This window comes from Longispora urticae (genome assembly GCF_053902585.1).
In genome coordinates, this window is the sequence record NZ_JAQZSH010000021.1 from 28,041 (window position 1) to 43,838 (window position 15,798).

Below are 15,798 nucleotides of genomic sequence, written 5' to 3' on the forward strand. Positions count from 1 at the left end.
GGCTCACACCCGCGGCCGGACCTCACCCGCCGGGCCACCCCCGCAGGCCCCGCCGGTCGGGTGGGCCGCGACTCCGGGCCCGGTCAGGCCCGCAGCGCCGCCGCCAGCCACGCGAACCCGTGCATCCGGCTCGGCCAGGCCGGCCAGCCGTTGACCGCGCCGATCAGCTGCCAGTACCGCTCGACCCGGACGTCGGAGCCGACCTCGATCTGCTCGACCAGCCAGGCCCGGAACTCGGGCGTGTCCGGCCCGCCGTGCCCGGCGACGAACAGCCCGACCAGCTCGTCGATGATCGCCCGGCCCTCGGGGGACACCGGGTCGACCCCGGCCTCGGCGGCGGCCACGCCCCGGTTGCTGAACTCCATCCCGGCCTGCTCCCAGCCGGCGTAGGACCGGGCGTGGTCCTGGGAGGCCCGGTCGGCCGCGTGCGCCTCGGCCATCCGGCGGGTCCGGGCCCGGAAGTCCGGGTCCTGGACCAGTTCGGCCAGCTCGATCCAGGCCTCCACCTGCGCGGTGGTCGGGTCGTCGGGCAGTTCGGGCATCGCGCACCGCATCTTGGCGGCGAACTCGGGGTTGATGTCGAGGTCCGCGAACACCTCGTCGTGGAAGTCGGACAGGATCTGCCGGCGTTCGGCGTCGGACAGGCGGGCGAGCTTGTGCATGAGGCTCATCTCCTTCGGGTCAGAGCCCCTCCGGGCCACCGCGCGCAGGACGGCCCGGCGCAGGCGCAGCGTGGCGATCTGCGCGTCCAGGGCGTCGACGTGCATCTCCGCGACCTCGGCGATCCCCAACTCACGGTCGAGGACCCGCCGGATGGTGGCGAGGTCCACGCCCAGGTCGCGCAGGGTGCGCACCAGGTCGAGGCGGGCGAGCGCGTCGAGGTCGTACAGGCGGTAGCCGGTGGGGCTGCGGTCGGTCGGCGGCACGAGCCCGGCGTCGGAGTAGTACCGGATCGTCTTGACCGTCAGTCCGGTCCGTCGGGCCAGGTCTCCGATGCCGTACAGCGGGTGTCCGTCGTCCATGTCCGTAACCCTCGGGTCTCCCGCTACTGGAGAGTCAAGTGTTCCGCCGCGGCCGTCCCGGAGCGCACGCACGCCGGGATGCCGACCCCGTCGTAGCCGGCCCCGGCCAGGGCGATCGTCGGGTCGCCGTCGAGTGCCGCCCGCGCGCGCCGCACCCGGTCGAGATGCCCCGGGGTGTACTGCGGCAGCGCCCCGCCCCACCGCCGCACGTACGCGTCCACGGGTACGGGCAGGTCGTGGCCGAGCAGGGCCGCCAGCTCGCCCCGGACGAGGTCGACCAGCTCGCCGTCGGGGCGCTGCAGGACCCGCTCGTCCCCGTACCGGCCGAGGGAGGCGCGGACCAGGCTCAGGTCCGGCGCGGCCAGGTGCGGCCACTTCCGGTCGATGAAGGTGACGGCCTTGGTGGCGTACCCCTCCGACGCCGGCACCAGGAAACCCGACATCTCGGGCATCCGGATGCCGGGGAACGCCAGGGAGACCAACGCCACGCTCGCGTAGTCCAGGACACCGATCTCGTTCGCCGCCGCCGGGGCGTACTCGTGCAGCAGCCGCGCGGCGGGCCGGGCCGGCAGCGCGAGCACCACCCCGTCGGCCTCGATCACCTCGGGCGAACGGGTCGACCCGATCACCAGCCGCCAGCCGGTCGGCGTCCGGAACAGCTCGCGGACGGGCAGCCCGAGCCTCAGCTCCGCCCCCGAGGCCTTGGCCAGGGCGTTGACCAGCGCGGTCATCCCGCCGACGATGGTGCCGAACACGGGGCGGGGGTCCGCCGGAGCGCCCGCGCCCGCCGCCAGACCGGTCGCCGGCCCGCTCGCCCCGCCCAGGGCCGCGCGGACCGCGCCGACCAGGGTGTCGAACCGGCGGGCGGCGGCGGCCAGGGTGGGCAGGGTGGCGGCGAGGGAGAGCTGGTCGGCGCGCCCGGCGTACACGCCGCCGAGCATCGGATCCACGAGCCGGTCGACGACCTCCGCGCCGAACCGGGCCCTGACCAGCTCGCCGACCGAAATGTCCGCTCCGGGGCCGAGCAGCGGGCCGTGGGTGGCCGGTTCGACGGTGACCGCCGCGAGCCCGGCGAGGGCCGCCAGGTCCCCCGGCACGCCCACCAGGGTGCCTCGCGGAATCGGGTGCAACCGGCCGCCGAGGGCGATCGCGGCGGGCGCCCCCGACGGGTGCACCACCTGAAGTCCCAGCTCAGCGGCCAGTTGGGGCACCGTGGGGTCCCGGGACAGGAACGCCTCGGCCCCCGCCTCCACCGGCAGGTCCGCGAGCGTCGCGGGCCGGAGTTTGCCACCGAGCTCGGGTGCCTGCTCCACGACGGTGAGCCGGATCTCCGGCTGGCGCCGCCGGAGCCGGTACGCCGCGGTCAGCCCGGCCACTCCCCCGCCGACGATCACGATATGTGCCACGCCCACATCCTCCCGTAACGAAAAGCCACTAGCAGAGTGCGCCCCGACAAGTCAGACTCAAAACGTGAACATCGCAGCTCTTGCCCATGATCCATTGACGCCGGCCGCCGAACTGGCCGCCGCCGTCTACTCGTGCGAGGACCCACTCGAGCTGCCCGTGATCCTCGCACTCGCCGACCACGACGACCCTCAGGTCCGCCAGGCGGTGGCCGCACAACTGCCACTGCTGGCCGACCCGAAACCGGAGGCGGTGATCGCCGCGCTGCTGCGCCTCACGTGCGACCCGTTCCCGGACGTGCGCGACTGGGCGTGTTTCGCCCTCGGCACCCAGTGCCCCGACATCGACACCCCCGAGTTACGGGACGCGCTGGCCGCCCGGCTGGCCGACCCGGACAACGAGACCCGGTGCGAGGCGCTGTTCGGACTGGCCCAACGGCGCGACCCCCGGGCCCTGCCCGCCGTCGCCCGCGCCCTGGCCCACGAGAACGTCTGGCTGATGGAGATCGAGGCCGCCGGCGCGCTCGGCGACCCCAGTCTGCACACCCTGGTCAGGGGCCATCTCGACGGTTGGCAGGCCGCCGACGTGCCCCGGGTGTGCGCCGCGCTCCGGCTCACGGACCCCGACGGGCTCGGCGAGGACCTGATCGAGGGCCTCTGCGACTGGTTCCGGCACGGCGGCCCGAGCGCCAAGGACCCCAAGCCCTACTGGTGGGGCGTCGCCCTCACCATGCTGAACCTGGCGGCCCACAGATCCGTCGACCTGGCCTCCGCGGTGCGGGACCGGCTGGTCGGCGACGAGTCCGCGCTGGCGGCGCTGTACGGCTCGGGCCTCGCCCAGGACGCCCGGGAACACGGCTGGACCTAGCACCACCCCCGCGCGGAACCACCCGCGACGGGACCAGGAGGGACGTGCCCCGCGCTGACGGGCCGCCCCCCGATGACGTACTGCCCGCGGACGGTGTGGTTCGCGGAGGACCTTCCCGGCCGTGGACGACCTCCACGCGGCACAGACCATGCCGGGACAGCGGACCCGAGCCGTGACGACAGCCGGCCTCGACGCCCCGCGAAGACCATCATCTGGGTACGCGGTGCCGCGTCGCCGGCAACGTCAGGTGTGACATGTCTCCGGCGACGTGCGGCTCCCGCTGTCCGGGCCCGGGGCGCCAGCTGTGGCAGGTCGCTGGCCGGCAACGTCAGGTCCGGCATGTCCCGGCGCCCGACCGGATCGCCGCCGCCGCCGAGGGTCAGCCCTCGTGGACGAGGTCCACGATGCGCTTGAGGGCGTCCGGGTCGGTCTCCGGCATGACACCGTGCCCGAGGTTGAACACGTGTCCGGGGGCCTTCGCGCCCTCGGCGAGCACCCGGCGCACCTCCCGTTCGATGACCTCGACGGGGGCGAACGGCACGGTCGAGTCCAGGTTGCCCTGCACCGCGTACCCGGCGCCGAGCCGGGCGGAGGCGACGTCCAGCGGGGTACGCCAGTCGACGCCCACCACGTCCGCGCCGGCCTCCGCGATGGCCTCGAGCATGTGGCCGGTACCGACGCCGAAGTGGATCCGGGGCACGGTCAGGCCGGTGAGCACGGCGGTGGAGTGCGGCATCGCGTACCGCCGGTAGTCCGCCTCCGACAGCGCGCCCGCCCACGAGTCGAACAGCTGCACCGTGCGCGCCCCGGCCGCGATCTGCACCTCAAGGAACACCCGGGCGATCCCGGCGAGCTTCGCGCACAGGGCGTGCCAGACGTCCGGCGCGCCGTACATCAGGGCCTTGGTGTTCGTGTAGCTGCGCGACGGCCCGCCCTCGACCAGGTAGCTGGCGAGGGTGAACGGCGCGCCCGCGAACCCGATCAGCGGGGTGTCGCCGAGCTCGCCGACGAGCTGGCGCACGGCCTCCGTGATGTACGGGACGTCGGCGGGCGTCAGGTCCCGGATCGCGGCCACGTCGGCGGCGGTGCGCACCGGCGTGTCCAGCACCGGGCCGACCCCGGCCTTGATGTCGATCGGCACGCCCACGGCCGCGACCGGCACCACGATGTCGCTGAAGAAGATGGCCGCGTCGACCCCGTACCGCCGGACGGGCTGGAGAGTGATCTCGGTCACCAGATCGGGTGTCCGGCACGATTCCAGCATGCCGATCCCGGCACGGATTTTCCGGTACTCCGGGAGCGAACGGCCAGCTTGGCGCATGAACCAGACCGGGGTGTGGGGGGCGGGTTCACGGCGCACGGCGGCGAGGAAAGCACTCATCCCGCCCATCGTCGCATGTCGGCGCGGCGCGCCCGTGCGCGGCCGTCCCCGGTCCTATGCTGCGACTCATGGGGCCAACGAGTGTGCCCCCCGATCCGTTCCGCAGAGCGGTCGAGGGGCTGAGATCGGTCCACCCTCGTGCCGAGATCCTGCTCGAGGAGATCACCGCGCCCAAACGCCTGGCGCCCTACGCGTTCGCGCTCGGGGCCACGGTGCTGCGCCACGACGACGAGGTCGCCACGGGCCGCCTGGTCCTGCTGCACGACCCGGCGGGCCACGACGCCTGGGAGGGCACCCTCCGCCTCGTCACCTACGTCACGGCCGACGTCGAACCGGAGATCGCCGCCGACCAGATGCTCCCCGAGGTGAGCTGGAGCTGGCTGATCGACGCCCTCACCGCGGCCGGCGCGGGCCACTGCGCCGCCGGCGGCACCGTCACCCAGACCCTCTCCACCCGCTTCGGCGGCCTCGCGGGCGAACCCGCCGCCGCCGACGTCGAACTCCGCGCCTCCTGGACCCCCCTGGACCCCGACGAGTTGGCCGCCCACCTGGAAGCCTGGTGCGTCCTCCTGGCCTCCACCGCGGGCCTCCCACCCCCCGGCGTGGCCCTCCTCCCCACCTCGGCCTGAGGCCCCACAGAATTTCCTGGCACACAAAAAACGCCGCCGGCGACCTTCCCGCCGAAGTGCCGATGCGCGCCGCAAAAGAAACGCGGCGTAACCAACAAATGCATGTGATCTGTCTTTTGATCGAGCTTTTGAACTAACGCACTGGGTCCAACGCTCTTGATCTAACGCGAAGTGGCCCGTTGAGGGCGGGGCTGGCAAGCGAATGGCCCGACCGCTAGGGCAGCGCCCTGCGGTCGGGCCATTCGCGCAGTCCAGCGCCGTCCTCAACGGGTCCAAACGGCCTTAGTAGTAGTTGTCGGCTTCGTCGCAGGGCTTGTCCATGTCCTTGGCGATCTGGGTCGCCTTGGCCGAGTCCTTGGCCCCCACCGCGTCGAAGAACTCGTCCACCAGCTTCAGGCAGGTCGCCAGCGCCTGCTGCGCCTTCTCGGCTTCCTTGGTCTTGTTCTGGGAGCCGGTGAGCTGCTGCTTGACGCCGTCGAGCTCGGTCTTCAGCGAGGAGGCCTTGGTGTTGGCCTCGCTGAGCGACTTCTCCTTGGCGGCGACCTCGCGCTGGGACTTGCTGTAGTCGCCGCTCTTGGAGACGAACAGGACGGTCATGACGGCGGCGAGGATGACGACGACGACGAGGAGGCTGGCGAGTACGGGGACCGCCTTGCTCTTCTTCGGGGCGCCGAGGAGGACGTCGGGCGCGCCGTAGGGGGCGGGGAAGCCGGGGGCGCCGGAGGTCGGGAACTGGGAGGTCGGCGCGGCCGGGGCCTCCATGTGGACGGGCGGGTCGACGTGCGCCGGGGGCTCGAAGGCCGCGGGGACGCCGGAGGTCGGGGCCTCGTGGCCGGTCGGGGCGGCGTACGCCGGGGCGGGCTGGCCGTAGCCGGGCTGCGCCGGGGCGTAGCCGTCGTGGGCCTGGGCGGCGGGGTCGAATCCGGCCGGGGCGGGGGCCGTGTGCGCCGGGGTGCCGTCGTGGCCGGGGGCCGCGTAGGGCTGGCCGTAGGGCCCGCCGGCCTGGAGCGCCTCGGTGGGGGCGTCCGCGGGGCGCTGGGGGTCGTGGGGGTACGGGGAATTGGGGTGGGACATGTGCTGCTCCAACGTGTTGTTCAGGGGTTTCAGCAGAGGGAGAAGGCGGTGCACGCCTCCGCGATCGCGACGGCGAATCCAATGCCCTCGGCGTTGGTCACCTTGGCCGTGGCCACCCCGATCACCCGGGCGTCCTTGTCGACGACCGGTCCGCCGGAGTTGCCGGGGTTGATGGGCGCGTCGAACTGGATGATCTTCCGGCTCTCGCCGGGGAACTCCCTGATCGCGCTGACCACGCCCGAGGTGACGCTGTCCATCAGGCCCTTGGGCGCGCCGACCACCACCACCGGGGATCCCGGGGTGACGTCCACGCCGAGGATCTCCAGTTTCGGGAAGACCTGGGTGGCGAGGAGCACCGCCAGGTCGCGTTCCTTGTCCTTGTGGACGATCGTCGCCGGGTACAGCTCGCTCTCGCGTTCGAGCTTGACCTCGGAGCCGCCCTTGTCGACGACGTCGGCCACGACGTGGTAGTTCGTCATCAGGTAGGTGCCGCCGCCGGGCGCGGGCTTGCCGAACGCGAAGGCGGTGCCCTGGGAGCGGCCGGCGACGACGGTGAACACGCTGGGGCGGACCTTCTTGGCGACCGCCGCGGTGTCGATGGTGTTGCCGGCCCGGCGTTCGAGTTCCACCAGCCGCTGGTCGAGCGCTGACGCCCTGTCCCCGGCGGTGGCGACCTTGCGGTTGAGGGTGTGGATCTGGAACGCCTGGAGGCTCAGGAGAACGGTGAGTCCGACGACCAGTACGAGGGCCAGGACGGCCGGCCAGTTGCGCCGGTCCCGGGTCAGCGGAACCTGGACGCGCGCAGACTCGTCGTGTACCACCGACATTGTTGTGACTCCCCCGTAACGCAACTGCGAGTGCTCACCATACAGATCTGGGCGCGATTCGCCCTAGCTGATATCCGTCTCTATTTGATATACGGCTCCGCCTGGTTGCACGGTGTCCGCATCTGTCCCAGGATCTCCTGCGCCTTGGCCTTACTGGCCTCGTCGCCGGCCGACAACGTGTTGAGGAAATCGAACGTGAGTCGCAGGCAGGTGGCGACGACCTTCTTCTGTTCCTCGAGGTCCTTGCCCGTGCTCTGTGAGCCCGCGAGTTGCTGCTTCGTCTTCTCCAACTCGGACTTCTGCGAGGCGACCGTGGCGGTGAGTTCGGAGATCTTCTGGTCCTTGCCGGCGACCGAGTCGGCCTTCTTCCGGACCGCGTCGGACTCGGAGGTGCCGGACACGTACAGCCCGGTCATGACGGCGGCGGCGAGGAAGAGGAGCACCGAGAGGGCCGCGAGGAGCGGGACGGCCTTCGAGCGGCCGGACGGCCGGGGGCGTTCGAGGCCGTAGCCGGTGACGGGGGTGCCGGAGATGGGCGGGCCCGAGTAGACCGGGGCCGGGTCGTGCCGGGGGGTGACCGGGAAGACGCCGGGCGGGTCGGCCGAATAGGGGCCCGGCGGGTCCGGCGGGAACTCGACCTGCGGGAACACCACCCGGGTGGGGGCCGGCGGGGACACGACCGGCCGCGCGGGGACCGCCCGGGGCAGGGTCTGCTGGGTGGCCTGTTCCGAGGAGAGGAACTGCGGCTGGAACAGCGTGGGCTGGTCGACGTTGAGTGTGGGCTGGTCGGAGTCGTCGGGCCGGTAGACCGGCGGCGGCTCCTGGCCGTATTCTCCTGGGCCCTGGGGGTTCGACATCATGCTCTCCAGACACACATCGCGGACCCTCACCGTAGCGACGATGCGCAAGCCGCTGAAACCATCAGGAAACCGTCACGCGGCGAGGAGGCGGGCAACACGCCCGCCGGGGGGCTCGACGGGCAGCGGGTCGCGCCCCGTACGGTGGTCGGATGGCCGATGATCGCCCGTCCCCCACGTACCCGCACGACGCCGAACCCCCGCAGCACACCGCCCTGCTCGTAGAGCCCAGGGACGGCACGCCGGCGCCGATCGTGGACACGGACGGCCTGCGCGCGTACTCCGACCGGCTCGCCTCCGGCACCGGCCCGATCGCGGTGGACGCCGAACGCGCGTCCGGTTACCGCTACGGGCAGCGGGCGTACCTGATCCAGCTGCGCCGGGTGGGCGCGGGGACGGCGCTGGTGGACCCCGTACCCCTCGAGGATTTCTCCTCGCTCGCCGAGGCTCTCACGGGCCCGGAATGGGTGCTGCACGCGGCGAGCCAGGACCTGCCGTGCCTCGCGGAGATCGGGCTGCGGCCGACGCTGCTGTTCGACACGGAGCTGGGCGCCCGGCTCGCCGGCTTCGAGCGGGTGGGCCTGGCGGCGCTGACCGAGAGCCTGCTCGGTTTCACGCTGGAGAAGCACCACTCGGCGGCCGACTGGAGCAGCCGGCCCCTGCCGGAGTCCTGGCTGACCTACGCCGCCCTGGACGTGGAACTGCTGATCGAACTGCGCTACGCCCTCGGCACGGAACTGGAGCGGCAGGGCAAGCTCGGCTGGGCCGAGGAGGAGTTCGCCGCGCTGGTCAACGCCGCGCCGCCGGCTCCCCGGGTCGACCCGTGGCGGCGCACGTCCGGCATGCACAAGGTGCGCGGCTCGCGCGCCCTGGCCCGGGTGCGCGCACTGTGGACGGTGCGCGACGGCCTGGCCTCGAAGCGGGACACCGCCCCGGGCCGGATCCTGCCGGACACCGCGATCGTGGCGGCGGCCCAGGCCGACCCGAAGGACGAGGCGGAGCTGTTCGTGCTGCCGATGTTCGGCGGCCGGTCGACGCGGCGGCTGTCGAAGCTGTGGCTGGACGCCCTCGCCGAGGTCCGGGCGCTGTCGGAGAAGGAGCTGCCGACGTCCTCGGCGCCGAGCGACGCCCCGCCGCCCCCGCACCGGTGGGCGGAGAAGGAGCCGGAGGCGGCGGCGCGGCTGGCCCGGTCCCGGGAGGCGGTGACGGCGCTGGCGACGGAGTTCGGGCTGCCGCAGGAGAACCTGCTGACCCCGGACACCGTGCGGCGGCTGTGCTGGGCGCCGCCGGAGGACGGGGACGTCGCCGGGTTCCTGCGCCGGCACGGTGCCCGGGAGTGGCAGATCTCGATCACCGCGTCGGCGCTGCTGGGGGCCTTGTCGGAGCCGGGCGCGCCGGAGGGTGGACCGGAGCCGGAGTGACACCCGGGGCCCGGGCGAGCACCGCCCGAGGCCCCGGCGAGCACCGCCCGGGGCCCCGGCGAGCACCGCCCGGGGCCCGGGCCGAGCACCGCCCGGGGCCCGGCCCGACCACCCCCGGAACCTGGGCCGATCGCCGCCCGGGGCGCCGGGGGTGCCGCGCGCCGGGGTCCCGGGGAGTGACGAAGACCCCCGGGACAAGTCAGGTTACTGGCGGGTAGCATAGGGCGCGTAGGCCGATCCAAGGAGGCTCGCGTGCCCCGTTCTGTCCGGGATGTCGTCTTCGTCGACGGTGTCCGTACCCCTTTCGGCAAAGCCGGTGGGATGTACGCGGAGACCCGCGCCGATGACCTGGTCATCCGCTGCATCCGCGAACTGTTGCACCGCAATCCCGAGCTGCCCCCGGAGCGGGTCGAGGAGGTCGCCATCGCCGCGACCACCCAGATCGGCGACCAGGGCCTGACCCTCGGCCGGACGGCCGCCCTGCTGTCGGGGCTGCCCAAGACCGTGCCCGGCTTCTCCCTCGACCGGATGTGCGCCGGCGCCATGACCGCCGTGACCTCGGTCGCCGGTGGCATCGCCATGGGCTCGTACGACATCGCCATCGCCGGCGGCGTCGAGCACATGGGCCGGCACCCCATGGGTGAGGGCGTCGACCCGAACCCGCGGATCCTCGCCGAGAAGCTCGTCGACCCGTCCGCCCTGGTGATGGGCGCGACCGCCGAGAACCTGCACGACCGGGTGCCGGGCGTGACCAAGGAGCGCTGCGACGCGTTCGCGCTGGCCAGCCAGGAGAAGGTCGCCAAGGCGTACGCCGACGGCAAGCTCCAGCCCGACCTGGTCAGCATGGCCACCCGCGACGACGAGGGCGGCTGGGGCCTGGCGACCGTGGACGAGGCTCCCCGGAGCACCTCCATGGCGAAGCTGGCGACCCTGCGGACCCCGTTCCGGCCGCACGGCAAGGTGTCCGCCGGCAACGCCGCGGGCATCAACGACGGCGCGACGGCCGCGATCATCGCCGACGAGGAGACCGCCCGCGAGCTGGGCCTGCCCGTCGCGATGCGCCTCGTCGGGTACGCCTACGTCGGCGTCGAGCCGGAGATCATGGGCTACGGCCCGGTGCCGGCCGCCGAGAAGGCGCTGAAGAAGGCCGGCCTGACGATCGCCGACATCGGCCTGTTCGAGCTGAACGAGGCGTTCGCCGTGCAGGTGCTGGCGTTCCTCGACCACTTCGGGATCGCCGACGACGACCCGCGGGTCAACCCGTGGGGCGGCGCGATCGCGATCGGGCACCCGCTGGCGAGTTCCGGGATCCGGCTGATGACCCAGCTGGCCCGGCAGTTCGCCGAGCGCCCCGACGTGCGGTACGGCATGAACGCGATGTGTATCGGGATCGGCATGGGCGCGGCTGTGATCTGGGAGAACCCGCACTGGGAGGGAAACAAGTGAGCGAAGTTGTGACGAAGGCGCTGCTGCGCTTCGTTTCCGTCCCCGGTCAGGCCGGCAAGGCCGCCCTGATCACGCTCGACAACGGCTTGGACTACAAGAAGCCGAACACGTTCGGCCCCGAGGGTCTGGCGTCGCTGTCGGAGGCCTTCGACGCGGCGGTCGCCGAGAACCCGGCGTTCATCGCCGTCACCGGCAAGCCGTACATCTTCTCCGTCGGCGCGGACATCACCGGCATCCCGCAGGTGACGAGCCGCGAGCAGGCGCTGGAGATCGGCCGGCTCGGCCACGCCGTTTTCGCGAAGTTCAAGAACTCGACGGTCCCCACCTTCGCGTTCGTCAACGGCGCGGCCATGGGCGGCGGCCTCGAACTCTCCCTGCACTGCCACTACCGGGCCATCTCGACCGGGGCCGCGGCCCTGGCCCTGCCGGAGTGCTTCCTGGGCCTGGTCCCGGGCTGGGGCGGCACCCAGCTGCTCCCGAACCTGATCGGCCCGGCCAACGCGGCCAAGGTCATCATCGAGAACCCGCTCAGCCAGAACCGGATGCTCAAGCCGGCCGACGCCCTCAAGCTGGGCATCGCCGACACCCTGTTCGAGCCGGCGGACTTCCTGGAGCGGTCCCTGGGCTGGGCGGCGGCCGTGGTCGCCGGCACGACCGAGGTGGAGCGGGCCGAGATCGACCGGGGCCCCGCGTGGTCCGCCGTGATCGGGTACGCGAAGAAGCTGCTCGACGAGAAGCTGCACGGCGCGGCCCCGGCCCCCTACCGGGCGCTGGAGCTGATGGAGCTGGCCCGCACGGCGAGCTTCGAGGACGGCACGGCGGCCGAGGACGAGGCCCTGGCCGACATGATCTTCTCGCCGGAGCTGCGGGCCGGCCTGTACTCGTTCGACCTGGTCCAGCGGCGCGCCAAGCGCCCGGCCGGCGCGCCCGACCCGGACGACGGCCGCGACGTGAACAAGGTCGGCGTCGTGGGCGCCGGTCTGATGGCCAGCCAGCTCGCGCTGCTGTTCGCCAACCGCCTCGAGGTGCCGGTCGTGCTGACCGACCTCGACCAGGAGCGGGTCGACAAGGGCGTGGCGTACGTCAACGCCGAGATCGACAAGCTGGTCGCGAAGAAGAAGATGCTGCCGGGCAAGGCCGCCAAGCTGCGCGGCCTGGTCAGCGGCTCGGTGACCAAGGAGGCGTTCGCGGACGCCGACCTGGTGATCGAGGCCGTGTTCGAGAACCTGGCCGTGAAGAAGCAGGTGTTCGCCGAGGTCGAGGCCGTGGTGAGCGAGTCGTGCGTGCTCGCCACGAACACGTCCTCGCTGTCGATCACGGAGATGGCCGCGGACCTCGCGCACCCGGAGCGGGTCGTCGGCCTGCACTTCTTCAACCCGGTCGCGGCCATGCCGCTGCTGGAGATCGTCCGGGCCGAGAAGACCGACGAGGAGACGCTGGCCACCGCGTTCGGGGTGGGCAAGGCGCTGCGCAAGTCGTGCGTGCTGGTCGCCGACCGGCCGGCGTTCGTGGTCAACCGGCTGCTGACCCGGTTCCTCGGCGAGATCCTCGGCGCGGTCGAGGAGGGTACCGACTTCACGGTCGCCGACCGGGCGGTGGACTCCCTCGGCATGCCGATGCGCCCGCTGACCCTGGTCGGGCTCGTCGGCCCGGCCGTCGCGCTGCACGTGGCGGAGACCCTGCACGAGGCGTTCCCGGACCGGTTCGCCGTCTCGGAGAAGCTCGGCAAGCTCGTGGCGGCCGGCCTGACCAGCTTCCACACGGCCGACGGCGAGCTGGACCCCCGGGTCGTCGAGATCTACGGCCCCCGCGAGGGCGGCCCGACCGGCGAGGAGCTGAAGGAGCGCGCTCTGACGGCCGTCGCCGAGGAGATCCGGCTGATGCTGGAGGAGGGTGTCGTGGCGGACGCCAAGGACATCGACCTGTGCATGATCCTGGGCGCGGGGTGGCCGTTCCACCTGGGCGGGATCACCCCGTACCTGCGGAGCGTCGGCAAGCTGTAGCGAGCGTCGGGGAGGTGCCCGGTCCCGGCAGACCGGCGGCCCTCTGACGCGAAAGGGGCGGCTCCCGGAGGAGCCGCCCCTTTTCATGCCTTCTCTACTCGTCGTCCTCGTCGTCGAACGGCTCGTACTCGTCGTCCTCTTCCGCGGACCAGGTCGCCTCGACGATCTCCAGCCCGGAGACCCCTTCGAGCAGGCCCTCCAGGTTGACGACCAGGGCCACCGCGTCGGCGATGTCCTCGTCGGCGATCCGCTCCAGGGCCTCGGCCCGCTCGTCGGCCGGCATGTCCTCGGCGGCGTCCACCGCAGCCCGGGCGGCGGCCCGAACGGCGGCCTCGTCGGTTACCTCGACCACGATCTCGGCCGGAATACGGACGTATCGGGTTTGCGTCGTTTCAGCAGTCATGGCGAAAGCCTACCGAGCGTTTCCCGCCCACGCCCCGGCAGCCCGGCCGAGTGTGAAATACCTGGTCAGGCCTTCTCGGCCTGGCTGCGCTCGACGCAGAACTCGTTGCCCTCGGGGTCGGCCACGACCACCCAGCCGGAGCCGTCCGGGCGGCGGCAGTCATTGACCTGCGTCGCGCCGAGGCCGAGCAGCCGGACGACCTCCTCGTCCCGGGTCCGGTCGGTGGGCTGGATGTCGAAGTGGATCCGGTTCTTGATCGACTTGGCCTCGGGCACGGTGACGAACAGGATCATCCGGTGCTCGTCGAGCCGGATCACGGCCTCCGGGTCACCGGGCTGGTCGTCGTCGAGGGGCAGGCCGAGGACCTGGCTCCAGAACGTACCCAGCTCATAGGGGTCGGCACTGTCGATCGTGATGTGGGCCAACGCGGAAACCACAGGTGGAACTCCGTTCGCAAAAAGGATGTGTCGCGGCCAGTCTGTGACCAAGGTCGGAACCCCGCAACCGGAATACCCTTTTCCGGGTACGCGTCCGCGCCGCCCGACCTCGCCATCCGCCGCACGACTCGGCCCGCGGCTGCCCCCGGTACGCCCGTCAGATCGGCCCGCGGCTGCCCCCGGTGCGCCCGTCAGAGGCGCTGGGGCACGCTCGCCGCGCCCCGGTTGACCGGCGTGGTCGCCGCCGCCGGGAGGAGCACGGTGACCTCCAGCCCGCCGCCGGCCCGCGCCGCCGCCCGCACGCTCCCGCCGTGCGCGTCGCACACCGCCCGCACGATCGACAGGCCCAGTCCGGCGCCCCGGGACCCGGTCCGTTCCAGTCCGCCGCGCCGGAACGGCTCGAACAGGGCCGGCACCTCCGACGGGTCCAGCTCGGCCCCCGTGTTGGCCACCACCAGCCACGCCTGCTCGGCGGTCATGCCGGTGTTGACCCACAGGTGCCCGTTGGGCTCGTTGTACCGGACGGCGTTCTCCACCAGGTTGCCGGCGAGCCGGTCCAGCAGGCTCGGGTCGCCGACGACGGGCGCGGGCCGCAGGTCGGTGTTCACCACGATGCCCATCCGGGCCACGTCGCGCCCCACCGGCGACAGGGCGGTGCTGCACGCCACGGCGAGGTCCACGGGGGCCTTGCGGGCGAGCCTGCGGCCGGCCTGGGCCTCGGTCCGGGCCAGGAGCAGCAGCGCGTCCACGAGGCTGTTGGCGCGCACGGAGGCGTCCCGCAGCACCCGGGCCATCCGCTGGTACTCGGCGAGGTCCGCCTCCGGGTCGGTCAGCGTCACGTCGACCTCGGTGCGCATCACGGCGAGCGGGGTGCGCAGCTCGTGCGAAGCGTTGGCCACGAACCGCTTCTGGCTGTCGAACGCCCCGGCCAGCCGGTCGAGCATCGCGTCGAACGTGGCGGCCAGCTCGGCGATCTCGTCGTCGGGCCCCGAGTACCGCAGCCGCTGGTCGAGGGTCTCCGTGGACAGCCGGCGGGCCGTGGTGGTGACCTGCTGCAGGGGGCGCAGGGCCCGGGCGGTGATCCAGTACCCGCCGATGACGCCGAGGGTGCTCAGGACGGCCAGGGCGGCCAGCCCGGCGACCAGCGCCTCGGTCGAGGAGGCGCCCGCCTGGACCATCAGCCAGATGACGAGGAGGACGCCGGTGCCGGAGGCGATCAGCAGTACGCCGTTGAGGAGGGTGATCCGGCGGCGCAGGGTCGGCCGGGGCGAGTTCACGCCGGCCCTCCGGCCGCGCGCCCGGGCCGCACGCCCGGGCCGTGCCAGGGCCGCCGGCCCCGGCCGTCCCCCGGCCTCACGCCGCGATCCGGTACCCGGCGCCGACCACCGTCTCGATCAGCGCCGGCTCACCCAGCTTCTTCCGCAACGTCATCATCGTGACCCGCACGGTCGTGGTGAACGGGTCGGCGTTGGCGTCCCAGACCCGCTCCAGCAGCTCCTCGCTGGACACCACCGCACCGCCGGCCTTGATCAGCACGCTGAGCAGCCCGAACTCCTTGCGGGTCAGCTCCAGCGGCCGGCCGGCCCGGTCGGCGTGCATCCGGGCGGGGTCGAGGGTCACGTCCCCGGCGCGCAGGACGGGCGGGGCGGCCGGGGTGGCGCGCCGGCCGAGCGCCCGGATCCGGGCCACCAGCTCGTCGAAGTCGAACGGCTTGCCGAGGTAGTCGTCGGCGCCGAGTTCGAGGCCCTCGATCCGGTCGGCGACGCTGCCGCTGGCGGTCAGCATCAGCACCCGGGTCAGCGCGCCGGACGCGATCAGGTCGGCGCACAGGTCGTCCCCGGACATTCCGGGCAGGTCCCGGTCGAGGACGCACACGTCGTACCGGGTGGTCATGGCCTGGAAGTGGCCGTCCTTGCCGTCGTAGGCGACGTCGACGGCCATGCCCTGCCGGCGCAGACCACGTGCGATGGCGTCGGCGAGGTGCCGTTCGTCCTCGACCACGAGTACCCGCATGGACACGCCCCTTC

Annotated in this window: 15 protein-coding genes; 5 read left to right on the forward strand and 10 right to left on the reverse strand. The window is 72.7% G+C overall.

The window, feature by feature from the left end:
- Positions 1 to 83 precede the first annotated feature (83 nt).
- Positions 84 to 1,022: a helix-turn-helix domain-containing protein gene (locus PT931_RS11325; RefSeq protein ID WP_456245690.1), complete on the reverse strand. Its 939-nt coding sequence runs from the start codon at positions 1,020 to 1,022 to the stop codon at positions 84 to 86.
- Positions 1,023 to 1,045: 23 nt separating this feature from the next.
- Positions 1,046 to 2,428: a protoporphyrinogen oxidase gene (hemG, locus tag PT931_RS11330; RefSeq protein WP_456245691.1), complete on the reverse strand. Its 1,383-nt coding sequence runs from the start codon at positions 2,426 to 2,428 to the stop codon at positions 1,046 to 1,048.
- 64 nt (positions 2,429 to 2,492) lie between these two features.
- Between hemG and PT931_RS11335 the strand changes: the two genes are divergently transcribed.
- Positions 2,493 to 3,293: a HEAT repeat domain-containing protein gene (locus PT931_RS11335; RefSeq protein WP_456245692.1), complete on the forward strand. Its 801-nt coding sequence runs from the start codon at positions 2,493 to 2,495 to the stop codon at positions 3,291 to 3,293.
- A gap of 379 nt (positions 3,294 to 3,672) precedes the next feature.
- Here the strand turns inward: PT931_RS11335 and hemE are convergent, their stop codons facing one another.
- Positions 3,673 to 4,683, reverse strand: a complete 1,011-nt coding sequence (hemE, locus tag PT931_RS11340; protein WP_456245693.1) for a uroporphyrinogen decarboxylase — start codon at positions 4,681 to 4,683, stop codon at positions 3,673 to 3,675.
- Positions 4,684 to 4,742: 59 nt separating this feature from the next.
- Here hemE and PT931_RS11345 point away from each other — a divergent pair, with 59 nt between their 5' ends.
- Positions 4,743 to 5,303 carry a DUF3000 domain-containing protein gene (locus tag PT931_RS11345; RefSeq protein WP_456245694.1) on the forward strand — a complete coding sequence of 187 codons (561 nt, stop codon included), beginning with the start codon at positions 4,743 to 4,745 and terminating at the stop codon, positions 5,301 to 5,303.
- Between the two features lie 282 nt (positions 5,304 to 5,585).
- Here the strand turns inward: PT931_RS11345 and PT931_RS11350 are convergent, their stop codons facing one another.
- From PT931_RS11350 to PT931_RS11360, 3 genes are all read right to left on the reverse strand, one after another.
- Positions 5,586 to 6,377, reverse strand: a complete 792-nt coding sequence (locus PT931_RS11350; RefSeq protein WP_456245695.1) for a hypothetical protein — start codon at positions 6,375 to 6,377, stop codon at positions 5,586 to 5,588.
- A 29-nt stretch (positions 6,378 to 6,406) separates the two neighbouring features.
- Positions 6,407 to 7,204 carry a S1C family serine protease gene (locus PT931_RS11355; RefSeq protein ID WP_456245696.1) on the reverse strand — a complete coding sequence of 266 codons (798 nt, stop codon included), beginning with the start codon at positions 7,202 to 7,204 and terminating at the stop codon, positions 6,407 to 6,409.
- A gap of 80 nt (positions 7,205 to 7,284) precedes the next feature.
- On the reverse strand, positions 7,285 to 8,094 hold the full coding sequence (locus tag PT931_RS11360; RefSeq protein ID WP_456245697.1) for a hypothetical protein: 810 nt from the start codon (positions 8,092 to 8,094) through the stop codon (positions 7,285 to 7,287).
- Between the two features lie 119 nt (positions 8,095 to 8,213).
- Here PT931_RS11360 and PT931_RS11365 point away from each other — a divergent pair, with 119 nt between their 5' ends.
- From PT931_RS11365 to PT931_RS11375, 3 genes are all read left to right on the forward strand, one after another.
- On the forward strand, positions 8,214 to 9,482 hold the full coding sequence (locus PT931_RS11365) for an HRDC domain-containing protein (protein WP_456245698.1): 1,269 nt from the start codon (positions 8,214 to 8,216) through the stop codon (positions 9,480 to 9,482).
- Positions 9,483 to 9,734: 252 nt separating this feature from the next.
- A complete protein-coding gene (locus PT931_RS11370) occupies positions 9,735 to 10,928 on the forward strand; it encodes a thiolase family protein (protein WP_456245699.1) in 1,194 nt (397 codons plus the stop codon).
- Positions 10,925 to 12,931 (forward strand): 3-hydroxyacyl-CoA dehydrogenase NAD-binding domain-containing protein, encoded by a 2,007-nt coding sequence (locus PT931_RS11375; RefSeq protein WP_456245700.1) that lies wholly within the window; start codon positions 10,925 to 10,927, stop codon positions 12,929 to 12,931. Before PT931_RS11370 ends, PT931_RS11375 begins: the two co-directional genes overlap by 4 nt.
- A gap of 94 nt (positions 12,932 to 13,025) precedes the next feature.
- Here PT931_RS11375 and PT931_RS11380 read toward each other — a convergent pair whose 3' ends face one another.
- From PT931_RS11380 to PT931_RS11395, 4 genes are all read right to left on the reverse strand, one after another.
- Entirely contained in the window at positions 13,026 to 13,334 is a 309-nt protein-coding gene (locus tag PT931_RS11380) for a hypothetical protein (RefSeq protein ID WP_363726332.1), read from the reverse strand.
- A 65-nt stretch (positions 13,335 to 13,399) separates the two neighbouring features.
- The gene (locus tag PT931_RS11385; RefSeq protein WP_456245701.1) at positions 13,400 to 13,771 is read right to left on the reverse strand and encodes a VOC family protein; all 372 of its coding nucleotides are present in this window, start codon (positions 13,769 to 13,771) and stop codon (positions 13,400 to 13,402) included.
- Positions 13,772 to 13,962: 191 nt separating this feature from the next.
- Positions 13,963 to 15,048, reverse strand: coding sequence for a sensor histidine kinase (locus PT931_RS11390; RefSeq protein WP_456245702.1), 1,086 nt, complete (start codon positions 15,046 to 15,048; stop codon positions 13,963 to 13,965).
- Positions 15,049 to 15,124: 76 nt separating this feature from the next.
- Positions 15,125 to 15,784, reverse strand: coding sequence for a response regulator transcription factor (locus tag PT931_RS11395; RefSeq protein ID WP_456245703.1), 660 nt, complete (start codon positions 15,782 to 15,784; stop codon positions 15,125 to 15,127).
- Positions 15,785 to 15,798: the final 14 nt, after the last annotated feature.